The organism is uncultured Corynebacterium sp., assembly GCF_902782855.1.
GTDB lineage: Bacteria > Actinomycetota > Actinomycetes > Mycobacteriales > Mycobacteriaceae > Corynebacterium.
In genome coordinates this window covers 1-12,045 of sequence record NZ_CACZOO010000148.1, presented here as the reverse complement: position 1 = coordinate 12,045, position 12,045 = coordinate 1, and the positions used below count along the sequence as shown (strand labels likewise).

Here is a 12,045-nt window from a genome sequence, read left to right as displayed (position 1 = left end):
GGCACCGCGTGGTTGATGACGAAACGCGGCAGGATCGACGGAGTCTCGTCGGTCGTGAACTGCACGGTGCCGCCGGAGGCGCAGTAGTCGGCGGCGGTGTCACGTGCCTGACCCCACGGGATGGTGTCGTCGTTGCGCCCGTTGACCATGAGCATCGGGGCGTTGAGCTCCCGGGATCCCAGCTTGTAGTTGTCGTCCAGCAGCACCGAGCGAAGCCGCTCGTCGTCGCGCACGATGTCGGAGAAGGACCGGCCGTCCTTGGTCAGGGTCCGGGTGTCGCGCAGGGCCCAGTTGACCACGGAGTTTCCGATGCACTCGTTGGCGGTGGAGGCCAGGAACCGCTTGCCCTCGTCGTTGAAGTACTCGTCCTGCAGGGAGGCGAGCTCGGGGTGCCGCGCCAAAGCGCCGTTGAGGGCGTAGCCGAGCACGCCGGTGATCGCGTGCCGGTCGATGGCGCCGGCGACGGCGTCGAGGCTGGCCGGCGGCGCACCGGCGAAGGTGCCCTTGACGTTGAGTTCCGGGGCGTAGGACGCCGCATGCTCGGCGGCACCGGCGGCCGCCCCGCCACCCTGGGAGTAACCGTAGAAGGCGACCGGGGAATCGGCAGGTGCTCCGGCGAAGGCGAGGCCGGCCCGGGCCGCGTCCAGGACGGCATGGCCCTCCTCGGTGTGGTTGACGTAGGTGTGCTGGCCCGGGGTGCCGAGGCCGATGAGGTCGGCGACGATGACGCGGTAGCCCATGGCGGACGCGGCGGCGTAGAAGGGGTACTCGTAGTTGAGGTTCACCGCCGCGTTCGACATGTTCACCCCGGCGAACTGGGCGCCGGCGCGGGAGGGGGCGCAGTCGTCACCGGAACCGCGGGTGCCCGGGGCGAAGATGATCGTCGGGGTGGGTCCCGAGCCGGTCCACGGGCCGACGGGTTCGAGGACCACACCGCTGGTGGCGACTCTCTCACCGTCCTGGGTGGTGGAGGTGTACAGGATCTTGTCGGCACGGCCCGGGGCGTCGGCCACGTCGAAGGCGTCGAGGAGTTGCGGGGCGAACTGGGAGCGGATCAGGGTGCCGGGCGCGTCGGGGATCTCGGCTGGTGGGGTGTAGAACGGGTCGGATGCGGGCTGTGCGATGGTCGGGTCGGCGTCCACCAGGGCCGGGGGGACGCCGGGGGCGGCGTTGGCGGCGGCTGTGCCGAACGCGAGAGTGAGCGCGGTGGCGGTGACGGCGAGTGACGTTGCGAGGTGCGCGGCTGAGGGCGCGGCTGAGGGGGCTGCTGAGGGGGCGGCGAGGCGCCGGCGGAGAATGCTCATGGAGCACAATAATATAGTGCCGAAAATCACAATGTCAGCATAATGAACAAAGTGTTCCGCGGTGCCTGACCGGTGACGAGCGTGGCGCGTTGACCTTGCCGTGGGAAGTCGATACAACGGTGGGGTGCACCCCACCGCCCGACTGCCCCGCCGCGGACTCCGCCGCCGTCGCCTCCGGATCTCCGGGGGTGTCCTGGCATTCGCCGTCACCGCCGGGGTGGCTGTCATCTCCTCACATTCGGCGGTGGGGGAGGCCCCGGAGGTGCTGGACTCCTACCGGGACCAGACGATCGCGGAGTCCGCCGCTGTCGCCGGATCCGCGGCCTCCGCGGTCACCGCCGCGGAAGCCCCGGTCGGTGAAGGGCCGAGGCTCGACGGCCCGGTCCCGGGGACGTCCGCGTCGGTCACCGTCCACAGTGGACACCGGGACCGTACCGCGATCCTGTCGGTGCCGAAGGACTACTATCCGAACACCCCGACCCCGGTGCTGTTCGCCTATCCGGGGTACCGGCAGACGGCGTCCGACATGCAGCGTTTCGCGGCACTCGACCGGCTGCCGGCGATCGTCGTCTACATGCAGGGAGTGGGGGACGCCTGGGAGGGCGCTCCGTACGCGCAGACCTCCGACGGTGAGGACGTGCGCTTCACCACTGACGTCCTGGCCTCCCTGAACAGCACCTACAACATCGATGCTTCACGGATCTACGCCACCGGCATGTCCAACGGCGGCGGTTTCGCGGCGAAGCTCGCCTGCCGTGTCCCGGATGTCTTTGCGGCGGTGGCGTCGGTCTCCGGCGCGTACTACCCGGGCACCGGCGGAAACTGCGTCACCCCGTCGACCTCGTTCCTGGAGATGCACGGGGTGCGTGACGAGACGATCAACTACGGGGGTGGGACGCGCCACGGCGTGAGCTACCAGTCGGCCCGTGGGCGGGCGGAGGCTGTCGCCGCGCGTAACGGTTGCGGCCCCGATCCGGTGACCACCGCACTGGCCGGGGACGTTCGTCGCGTGCAGTGGCCGATGTGCCGGGGCGGCCGCGATGTGGTCCACCTGCGTGTCGGCGACGGTGGACACACCTGGCCCGGCGACGCGACAGGCGCGTCCGCCGTTGTGGACCGGGGGCCCGCCGCCGCCAGCGACGCGGCCGAGGTGACGAGCTACTCGTTGGACGCCACGACCGAGGTCTGGGCGTTCGTCAGCGCGCACCGTCTCGCGCCGCGGTAGAGTGCCGGCCCACCCCTGCCGGCCCCGCCCCCGGTCAGTCGGCCAGCGCCCCCATCGGGTCCCACGCGGGCAGTACGTGCGGGGCGGTCCCGGACGCCCAGGCGTCCCGGTACTCCTGCGGCAGTCGGTCCGGGTGCACGGCGATGACGAAGACGTACTCGTCGAACCAGGAACCGTCTCCGCCGTCGTTCATCGTCCAGAAGCCCTTGTCCGCGGTTTTCGGACCCCAGGAGTTCTCGACTCGCCACTTGACCGGCGTCCCGTCCTCGTCGAGGTCCACACCGGTGATGACCATGGCGTGGGTCATCAGCGATTCCCCGGTGAGGACCCGGGCCTGCTTGTCGAGCGCCTCCACACCGAGCTCCACCTGGTAGAAGCTGGTGTAGTCGTGCAGACGGGCGTCCCACACCCCCTTGTCGCGGTCGGACTGGGCGGCGGTGTCACAGCCGAACCAGACGGGGCGCCCGTCCTGCAGTGCGGCGATGGCGGCGTCCTTCAGGACGGCGGTCGGGGCGTTGAGATAGGTCACCGGGGTGGCGCCGACGACATTGCCGAGGTAGTCGACGGTGAACTTCCCACCGTAGGGGGAGGATTCCCGCGGGTCGTTGACCAGGCAGACGTACTCGCCGAGGTCGGCGGGCAGGTACCGCTGCGCGAACTGCTGCGGGGTCAGTGTGCCCTCGCGGTGGAACTCGTCGTCACCGTCGCGGTACTGCCAGACGAACTCCTCCGGCGGGACACCGAGGTGGGCGGTGAGGATCCGGTGGACCTCACCGAGTGCGGCGCGGTGGGCGGCCGTACCGTCACCGCCGCCGGCGATCTCGGCGCGGATCCGTAGGGCACCGGTGCGCGTCGCGGTGGCGATGTCACGGTTCATCTTCGCGGTGTGCGAGGACGACCAGGTCTCCGGCATGGCGTACTTCGGTACGATGCCGTACTTCTCCACCAGGGCGACGAACATGTTCCACTGCCCACCGTCCTCAGCGGGGTGGTCCAGCAGGTGCTGGACGGTGCGGTCGTCCAGCGGCCGGTCGGCGAGCTCAACCATCGCGGTGAGCAGGTAGTTCGCCTTCTCCAGCTTGTCCCAGTAGTGCAGCCAGGCCTGGGAGTACTCGAGGTCCTTGACGCCGGTCTCGGCCATGGCGTCGCCGCGCAGGGAGTTCAGCCCGGCGAACAGCCAGCACCGCCCGGAGCGCTGCTGGTCGGCGACGGCCCACCTGTCGAGCTTCACCGACACGGAGTGGTCGGCTGATGCCAGGATCCCCCGGTCCAGCGTCAGTTTCTGCACGTCAGCGGTGGTCGCGGCGTTACGGGCGACCTTCCAGGACGTGTCGGACGCCAGATCCGCGGCGAATCCGGCGAGGGTGTCTGTGTTGATTCCGTTCATGTTCCCGTTCATCTCACTCATGCCACTCAGGCCATCGCATCCCAGATCGGCAGTACCGTGGTCTCGCCACGGTCCAGGGCGTCCAGCCCCGGGTAGCCGGCACCGAGCAGTCTCCGGTGGACGACGATCTGGAAGACATTGTCATCGAACCAGGCGTCGGTCATGGTGCCGTAGCCCTTCATCGACCCGGCGCCGGCCAGCTTGGCGTGTTCGCCGTGACTCTTCGTGCCCCAGGAGTTCTCGACGCGCCAGACGCCGGTGGCGGCGTCACGGCCGGTGAGCACCATGCCGTGGGTCAGCATGGACTCGCGGGAGCGCATCTGGTCAGCTTTGGACGTGCCGGGTCCGGAGACGGTGGTGGTGCCGTAGAGGGCGTCACGCTCGTACAGGTCCGCGTCCCAGATGCCCAGGGCGGCCGCGAACTGGCGGTTGACGTCGCAGGCGAACCACACCGGCTCCCCGTCGGCGAGCGAGGCCTCTGCGATGCGCTTCAGCTCGCCGGCCCCGACGTTGATGTAGGAGAAGTCGGCGGTGCCCCACATGTTCGTCTCCTCAGCGACGCTGTACGCCGCGCCGTAGGGGTTCTCCTCGCGCGGGTCGTCGACCAGACAGACGTACTCCGCCAGGTAGTCCGTCACGTGGTTCGCCGAGCGGTCACCCGGGTCGCCGACGGGCCCGTCGGCGAGCAGGCCGAAGACCCGGTCCCGGAACTCCGCCGGGGTGAACTCACCCTCGCGGTGGAAGTCGCCGTCCTTGTCCCGGTACTGCCACAGGAGACGTTCCGGGGGAAGTCCGAGGTGGGTGGCGAGGATGCGGTGGATGTCCCTCATCCCCGACTCGATGAGCGTGGCGGTCGTGTCGGCGCTGACGCCGTCGCCGGCGGCGAGAACAGACTCCCGGACGGCCCAGGCGGTCGCCCGCAGCGCGGTCTGCAGCCGGGCGTCCATCTGGGCGGTGTTGCCGGAGTTGAAGGTCTCGCCCATCGCCTCACGCGGCACGACACCGTACGCGCCGATGAGGTTCACGAGGTAGTTCCACTGACCACCGTCATCGGCGGCGTGGGCCAGCAGATTGTCGACCAGGCGGTCGTCGGGGTCGGTGACACCGGAGCGGAACAGTTCGTCGAGGCGGCGCAGTACCCGGTTCGCCTTCTCCAGTTTGTCGAAGAACTGGAGGTACACCTCAGAGAACTCGAAGTCCTCCACGTTCAGCGCTGCGGCGATGCGGTGACGGAAGACATTGAGGCCGGCGAACATCCAGCAGCGGCCGGACTGCTTCTGGTCGGTGACGCCCAGGGTGTCGAGCTTAATCTCGGTGGTCGGGTCGACGGCGGTGACCGCGGCCCGGTTGAGTGTGACGCTGTCGACGTCGGTCGAGGTCACAGCGTTGGTGGCGACGCGCAGTGCAGGATCGGACGCCGTGGCGCCACGAAGTTCCGCGAGCACCCCGGTCGAGAGGGAGAAATCAGGCATGTGTCCGTTATACGCGCTGCGGGCGGTTCCGGTCGGGTCTACCCTGGTGAGATGACGTCCCCAGACCCCGTCACGGTCCTCGGTTCCCTCACCGCCGTCGGCGCCGACGAGCTAGCCGCACGTCGCGCCGCCGTGGTCTCCGATCTGGACGCCCGCGGCGTCACCTTCGGGGTCAAGGACGCCGACGGCCTGCTCACCGGCCACGAGGTCTTCGACATTGAGCCGGTGCCCCGGATCCTCGACCGGGCCGTGTGGGACGCGTTGGCGGCCGGGGTCGAGCAGCGCATCCGCGCCCTCGACCTCTTCCTCGCCGACGTGTACGGCGCGGACCGCGCCGAGGACGCCGCGATCGTCCGGGCGGGACGGATCGGCGCCGCGGTGATCCACCGGGCCCCCGGCTACACCGCCCTGGGCCACCGGGTGCCCGCCGGCGTCACCCGTACCCGTGCCACCGGCGCCGACCTGGTCTGCTCCGGCACCGGGACGGCCGTCACCGACTGGGCGGTGCTGGAGGACAACGTCCGCATGCCCTCGGGCCTGACCTTCGCCCTCGCCGCGCGCGAGATGACGCGGACCCACTACCCGGAGCTCACCGCGCTGGCGGGGGACCGGCTGACACCGACGACCGGGGCACTGGAACTGTTCTGCGAGGGGCTGTGGGGCGCCGCGCCAAAGGACGCCGCCGGCGATACCCTGTCCCGCCACGGGGTCGTCGCGACCGAGGGCGAACAGGACCCGACCTGGGCGGAGCAGCGCACCGTCGCCGAGGTCGGCGGCCTGTACCCACGCACCCGTGACCAGCTCACCGTCGGACCGGACGACCACGGGGCGCCGGTGCTGTGGGACCGGGTGGCCGGACGCCGGGTCGACATGGTCTACCTGCGTGTCGAGGAGCAGCGGCTGCCGGAGAACATCGGGGACGCGCTCGCCGCCGGGACCGTCGGGATCGCGAACGCGCCGGGCAACGGCCTGGCCGACGACAAGGCCGTGTATTCCTTCGTCCCCGAGATGGTGCGGTTCTACCTGGGGGAGGAACCGGCCCTGGCGCAGGTGACGACGTGGCTGTGCGCCGACCCCTCCCAACGCCTCGAGGTCCTCGACCGGCTCGACGAACTCGTCGTGAAACCTGTCGACGGCTACGGAGGGGCTGGGATCACCGTCGGCCCGGAGTGCACCGGGGCGCAGTTGGCCCGGCGGCGGGCGGAGATTCTCGCCGACCCGGCGTCCTTCATCGCCCAGGAACGCGTCGAGCTTTCCACCCTGCCCGCCCTCGACGGCACTGACCGGCATGTTGACCTGCGGATGTTCAGTCTGCTGGGTCACGGTGTGGCGGCGACGGTGCCGGTCGGTCTGACACGCGTGGCGCCGGCCGGGTCGCTGATCGTCAACTCCTCACGCGGCGGTGGCGGGCGGGACACGTGGATTCTCACCGCTGATCCTGCCTGCTGAACCTGTCCGGTAGCCTGCGAGGGGTGAGACACACCACCGCCCCGGACATCGCCCCCGACGGTTCCGCCCTCGCTTTCATCCTCCGTGACGACAGCGACAGTGCGAGCCCTGACGGACTGCCGGTGGCGATGCAGGCGCCGCTGGTCGGTGGGGAGTTGGGGGCCGCCCGGCGGATCCGCATCCCCGCGTCCGGACCCGCGGTGGCGGTGCGCTACTCACCGCACGCCCACTGGCTGGCCGTCGAGATTGCGCCGGAGGGTACTGAGCGCACCGAGATCTGGTTGGTCTCCACCGACCCGGACGACGATTCTGCGGTGCTGCTACGCGATGACACGGACGTGAAGACCTCGCTGGTCGAGTGGGACGGCGGTCGCCTGGCGGTGGACGCCGTGCGCGAGGACGGCCTGGCGGAAGGGCGCCTCGTCACCCCGGAGGACGGGTCGGTGCGGGTCATCGACCGGCGGGTGGACGGCAAACTCGTCGCCGCGAGCGCCGGCCACGCCCTGATGCGGGTCGGGCCTCGGGCGAACCGGGAGCTGCTGCTCATCGGCCCGGACGGGTCATGGCGTCCACTCCTGCCGCCGCAGCCGGGCGCGACCACGGACGCCGGCCTGATCCTCCCGCCGCGTGAGGACGGTGAGCCGGTGATGCTGGTGTGCTCGGACCACCACAGCGACCGGCGCCGGGTACTCCGCGTCCACGCCAAGAACGGGGTGATGCGCAGCCGGGACCTCATCACGCACCGGGAGGCCGACGTCGACGAGTTCCGTGTCAGCCGATCCGAGGAGATCGCCGCGGTGCTGTGGAACCTCTCGGGACGCTCCGCGCTGGAGGTGCTGTGGCTCGACGCCGACCAGCGGGTGAGCGTCCGCCGGTCGGTGGAACTGCCCGGCATGGTGGCGCACGGACTGCGGGTCACCGACGACGGCGCGATGCTGGCGTGCACGGTGGAGAGTCCGGACGCCGTGCCGACGGTGCACCTGGTGGACACCCGCACCGGGGTGGTGACGCCGGTCACCGGCCCCGCGGTGGTACCCGGTGACGGCGGGCACCGGCTCGGTGAGCCGGAGTTGCTGCACTACACCGCCCATGACGGGGTGGAGCTGTCCGGTTGGCTGTACCGGGCCCCGGGCGGGGACGGCAGCCCGGTGACCGGCCCGGCCCCGGTGCTGCTGCACTTCCACGGTGGGCCGGAGGGGCAGTCCCGCCCCGAGCACCACGACGTGCTGCGAGCGGTGATCGATGCGGGGGTCTCGGTGTTCACCCCGAATGTTCGCGGTTCCTTCGGCGGTGGCCGGTCTTTCCAGCACGCCGACAACCGTTACGGGAGGTTCGCCGGGATCCGGGATCTCGCGGACTCGGCGTCCTTCCTGGTGGACGCGGGTCTGGCGGATCCGGAACGGCTGGCGGTCAGCGGCCGGTCCTACGGCGGTTACCTGGTGAATGTGGCGGTGACCTGGTTCCCGGACCTGTTCGCCGCGGCGGTGTGCGCGTGCGGGATGAGTGACCTGGAGACCTTCTACCGGGACACGGAGCCGTGGATCGCTTCGGCGGCGTACCCGAAGTACGGGTACCCGATCCAGGACGGTGAACTGCTACGGTCGGTGTCTCCGCTGGTCAGGTTGTCGGGAATGCCGGAGTCAGGGGAGGGGGCGGTGCGCACTCCGGTGCTGTTCGTCCACGGGCTGCACGACACGAATGTGCCGCCGAGCGAGTACCGGCAGATGCGGGACGCCCTGAACGCCCGGGGTGTGCCGACCGCGGCGCTGGAACTGGAGGACGAGGGCCACGTCTTCGTCCGCGCGGTGAACCGGCGACGGATCGCTGATGCGATGGTCGACTGGCTGCGTGGGCACGGAATATGCTGACCTGCCCGAGCCCTGTGGGAGGTGACGCTGGCTGAAGACATTCGGCAGACCGACGCACGTCAGGAGACCGCGTACCTGTTCCGGTCTCCCGCGAACGCCCGGCGACTGCTCGATGCGTACGCGCGTGCCACGGCCGGTCAGGGTGAGGACCTGGTCATCCTCCAGGCGAGATGCCACTACTGACGGGCATGACCCGCGGGGCAGCGGTGACAGGGCCCGGACCGCCGGTGGTTAACTGGTGCCCATGACCGTCTCCGCCCGAGCAACCACCCTCGCCCGCCAGTTCACCGACTTCATCGCCGCGTCCCCCTCCAGCTACCACGCCGCCGCCGAGGTCGCCCGACGCCTGGAGGGCGCCGGGTACGCCCGCGAGGACGAGGCCACCACCTGGGGCGCGGATGCCGTGAGCCCCGGCGGGCACTACATCATCCGGGGTGGGGCACTCATCGCCTGGGACGTGCCGGAGGACATTGACGGCACAGGCCCCGCCACCGCCGGTTTCCGCATCATCGGCTCCCACACCGACTCGCCCGGCCTCAAGCTCAAGCCGCTCGGTGACCTCGCCGGTCCGGCAGGCTGGAAGCAGGCCGCGGTGGAGATCTACGGCGGGGCGGTCCTCCCCTCCTGGCTGGACCGCGAACTGCGCCTGGCCGGGCGCGTCGTGCTCGCCGACGGTACCGAACGGCTCGTCGCCACCGGACCCGTGCTGCGCGTCCCGCACCTGGCGATCCATCTCGACCGCAGCGTCAACAACGACCTCACCCTCGACCGGCAGAACCACATGCAGCCGGTCTTCGCGGTCGGCGACGGCGCGTCGACCATTCTCGATGTCATCGCGGACGCCCTCGGGGACCCGGATACTGACGCAGACGACATCGTCGCCCACGACCTCATCACCGTCGACACCCAGCACGGCGGGATCTTCGGCGCGCGGTCCGACTTCCTCGCCGCCGGGCGGATGGACAACCTCTCCAGCGTCTTCACCTCGCTGGAGGCGCTGCTGACGGCGTCCCCGGGGAAACAGGACATCCGGGTCCTCGCCGCGTTCGACCATGAGGAGATCGGCTCGGCCACCACCTCAGGTGCAGCAGGTCCGGTCCTGGAGGACGTGCTCGTGCGCATCGCGTCCTCTCTCGGGGCGGACGCCGCGGCGATCCGCGCCATGTACGCGCGGTCCAGCTGTGTTTCCGCGGACGCCGCGCACAGCGTCCACCCGAACTTCGCCGGTAAGCACGACGGCGTGAACCGGCCGGTGATGAACGCGGGGCCGGTGCTCAAGGTCAACGCCAACCAGCGCTACGCCACCGACGCCGTCACCGCCGCGCGGTGGCGACGGGCGTGTGCGGCCGCCGGGGTGCCCGAGCAGGTCTTCGCCGGGAACAACGACGTCCCCTGCGGCTCCACCATCGGTCCGATCACCGCCACCCGTCTCGGCATCCCGACCGTGGACGTGGGCATCCCGTTGCTGTCGATGCACTCCGCCCGCGAGATGGCCGGGGTGGAGGACATCGCCTGGTTCACCGACGCACTGCGTGCCTGGTGGGAACTGTGACCGGCGTTGCGAATCCCGCGGTCCCCGGCAACCCCTGCTGCCACGTGCTCTTCGACCAGCCCGTCATCCCGCCGAACACCGGCAACGCCATCCGCATGTGTGCGGGCACCGGGGCGGCCCTGCACCTCGCCGGGCCACTCGGCTTCAACTTCGACGACAGGCACGTGAAACGGGCCGGGCTCGACTACCACGACCTGGCGTCCGTCACACTGCACGAGAACCGGGACGCCGCGCTCACCGCGCTCGCGGACCGGGGCGGGCACCGTGTCTTCGCCTTCACCACCCGCGCGGAGACCTGGTACACCGACATCCGCTACGAACCCGGTGACGTCCTCCTGTTCGGCACCGAACCGACCGGGCTGGAGCAGGAGGCGTTGGACGACCCCCGCGTCACCGCTCAGGTGCGTATCCCCATGCTGCCCGGCCGGCGCAGCATGAACCTCTCCAACGCGGCCGCCGTCGCCGCCCACGAGGCGTGGCGTCAGCTCGGGTTCCCGGGTGCGGTGCGGGGACGGCTAGACTAGGGTCCCGTGACTGCGATGAAGCTGGACGGAAAACTGTACCGGGACGAGATCTTCGAGGATCTCGCGACACGGGTGGCCGCGTTGAAGGCGAAGGGGATCACCCCGGGTCTGGCGACGGTGCTGGTCGGCGATGACCCCGCCTCCCACTCCTACGTGAAGATGAAGCACCGCGACTGCGAACAGATCGGTGTGACCAGCATCCGCAGGGACCTCCCGGCGACCGTGACCCAGGAGGAGCTCAACGCCGTCATCGACGAGCTCAACGCAGACCCGGCCTGCACCGGCTACATCGTGCAGCTCCCGTTGCCGGAGCACCTCGACGAGAACGCCGTGCTCGAGCGCATCGACCCGGCGAAGGACGCCGACGGCCTGCACCCGGTGAACCTCGGCAAGCTGGTGCTCAACGAGCCCGCGCCGCTGCCCTGCACCCCCAACGGTGCGATTTCCCTGTTGCGTCGCTTCGGTGTCCGTATCGACGGTGCGAAGGCTGTCGTGATCGGCCGTGGTGTCACCGTCGGCCGCCCGATCGGCCTCATGCTCACCCGCCGGACCGAGAACGCCACGACGGTCCTGTGCCACACCGGTACGCGGGACCTGGCCAAGGAGACCCGCGACGCCGACATCATCATCGCCGCCGCCGGCAAGGCGCACATGCTCACCGCCGACATGGTCAAGCCGGGCGCCGCGGTGCTCGATGTGGGGGTGTCCCGTGTCGACGGGAAGCTCGCCGGTGACGTCCACCCGGACGTCTGGGAGGTCGCCGGAGCGGTCGCTCCGAATCCCGGGGGTGTCGGTCCGCTGACCCGTGCCTTCCTGGTCCGCAATGTCGTCGAGCGGGCTGAGCTTCTCGCCGGCCTGGCCTGATCGTCGATGGCGACGGAGGGTGACCGCGCCGACCTGGTGCCGCTGAGTGATCATGAGCGTCGGGTGCTGCTGGCGAACCCGCATGACGTGGGCCAGTCCCCGTCACGGGTCACCAGGAACCTGCAGATGCTCTCCGTGGTCGTCTTCCTTGTGGCGATCATTGCCGGAGTGGTGCTGATCCTCACCGACCACTGGCGTCGCGGCACTCTCGCGGTCGGTGGTGGCATGGTCTGGCTCGGAATGATCCGCTGGTGGGTCGAGTCCCGGATCCTGGGTGTCTTCGCCGTCCGTTCCCGGAGGTTCGACTCCGCCTTCTGCGTCATCGTCGGCGCCCTGCTGCTGGTCACCGCCTGGTCGGTCGATTCGTTGGGGAGTTGAGCACGGGGAGTTGAGCACGGGG

Annotated in this window: 10 protein-coding genes and 1 pseudogene; 8 read left to right on the top strand and 3 right to left on the bottom strand. The window is 70.2% G+C overall.

All coding sequences use genetic code 11. The features are described from left to right. Nucleotides 1-1,304, bottom strand: a 1,304-nt coding sequence (locus tag QZV72_RS07040; protein WP_297006638.1) for a lipase family protein, incomplete at its 3' end; no start/stop codon positions are given. A 124-nt stretch (nucleotides 1,305-1,428) separates the two neighbouring features. On the opposite strand from QZV72_RS07040, the gene QZV72_RS07035 reads away from it, so the two are divergent. Then, entirely contained in the window at nucleotides 1,429-2,529 is a 1,101-nt protein-coding gene (locus QZV72_RS07035; protein ID WP_297006637.1) for a PHB depolymerase family esterase, read from the top strand. Nucleotides 2,530-2,563: 34 nt separating this feature from the next. Here QZV72_RS07035 and QZV72_RS07030 read toward each other — a convergent pair whose 3' ends face one another. Next, nucleotides 2,564-3,916 (bottom strand): aminopeptidase C, encoded by a 1,353-nt coding sequence (locus tag QZV72_RS07030; protein ID WP_297006640.1) that lies wholly within the window; start codon nucleotides 3,914-3,916, stop codon nucleotides 2,564-2,566. A gap of 26 nt (nucleotides 3,917-3,942) precedes the next feature. Next, a complete protein-coding gene (locus QZV72_RS07025; RefSeq protein WP_297006635.1) occupies nucleotides 3,943-5,388 on the bottom strand; it encodes an aminopeptidase C in 1,446 nt (481 codons plus the stop codon). A 51-nt stretch (nucleotides 5,389-5,439) separates the two neighbouring features. Here QZV72_RS07025 and QZV72_RS07020 point away from each other — a divergent pair, with 51 nt between their 5' ends. The 7 genes and pseudogenes from QZV72_RS07020 to QZV72_RS06990 all read left to right on the top strand — a co-directional run bounded on the left by QZV72_RS07020 (nucleotide 5,440) and on the right by QZV72_RS06990 (nucleotide 12,023). Then, nucleotides 5,440-6,837, top strand: coding sequence for a circularly permuted type 2 ATP-grasp protein (locus tag QZV72_RS07020; protein ID WP_297006633.1), 1,398 nt, complete (start codon nucleotides 5,440-5,442; stop codon nucleotides 6,835-6,837). A 23-nt stretch (nucleotides 6,838-6,860) separates the two neighbouring features. Then, nucleotides 6,861-8,705 carry a S9 family peptidase gene (locus QZV72_RS07015; RefSeq protein WP_297006631.1) on the top strand — a complete coding sequence of 615 codons (1,845 nt, stop codon included), beginning with the start codon at nucleotides 6,861-6,863 and terminating at the stop codon, nucleotides 8,703-8,705. 51 nt (nucleotides 8,706-8,756) lie between these two features. Continuing rightward, nucleotides 8,757-8,888: pseudogene (locus tag QZV72_RS07010) on the top strand (prevent-host-death protein); the annotation flags it as partial. Between the two features lie 61 nt (nucleotides 8,889-8,949). Beyond that, nucleotides 8,950-10,257, top strand: a complete 1,308-nt coding sequence (locus tag QZV72_RS07005) for a M18 family aminopeptidase (RefSeq protein ID WP_297006629.1) — start codon at nucleotides 8,950-8,952, stop codon at nucleotides 10,255-10,257. Continuing rightward, nucleotides 10,254-10,781, top strand: a complete 528-nt coding sequence (locus QZV72_RS07000) for a tRNA (cytidine(34)-2'-O)-methyltransferase (protein ID WP_297006626.1) — start codon at nucleotides 10,254-10,256, stop codon at nucleotides 10,779-10,781. Before QZV72_RS07005 ends, QZV72_RS07000 begins: the two co-directional genes overlap by 4 nt. Before the next feature lie 6 nt (nucleotides 10,782-10,787). Further along, the gene (locus QZV72_RS06995; RefSeq protein WP_297006625.1) at nucleotides 10,788-11,645 is read left to right on the top strand and encodes a bifunctional methylenetetrahydrofolate dehydrogenase/methenyltetrahydrofolate cyclohydrolase; all 858 of its coding nucleotides are present in this window, start codon (nucleotides 10,788-10,790) and stop codon (nucleotides 11,643-11,645) included. 6 nt (nucleotides 11,646-11,651) lie between these two features. Next, the gene (locus QZV72_RS06990; RefSeq protein WP_297006624.1) at nucleotides 11,652-12,023 is read left to right on the top strand and encodes a DUF3017 domain-containing protein; all 372 of its coding nucleotides are present in this window, start codon (nucleotides 11,652-11,654) and stop codon (nucleotides 12,021-12,023) included. Nucleotides 12,024-12,045: the final 22 nt, after the last annotated feature.

Bases quoted from the DNA above. Each gene is read 5' to 3' on its own strand.
- QZV72_RS07005 (WP_297006629.1), top strand. From the start codon at position 8,950: ATGACCGTCTCCGCCCGAGCAACCACCCTCGCCCGCCAGTTCACCGAC.
- QZV72_RS07020 (WP_297006633.1), top strand. From the start codon at position 5,440: ATGACGTCCCCAGACCCCGTCACGGTCCTCGGTTCCCTCACCGCCGTC.
- QZV72_RS07025 (WP_297006635.1), bottom strand. From the start codon at position 5,388: ATGCCTGATTTCTCCCTCTCGACCGGGGTGCTCGCGGAACTTCGTGGC.
- QZV72_RS06990 (WP_297006624.1), top strand. From the start codon at position 11,652: ATGGCGACGGAGGGTGACCGCGCCGACCTGGTGCCGCTGAGTGATCAT.
- QZV72_RS07030 (WP_297006640.1), bottom strand. From the start codon at position 3,916: ATGAACGGAATCAACACAGACACCCTCGCCGGATTCGCCGCGGATCTG.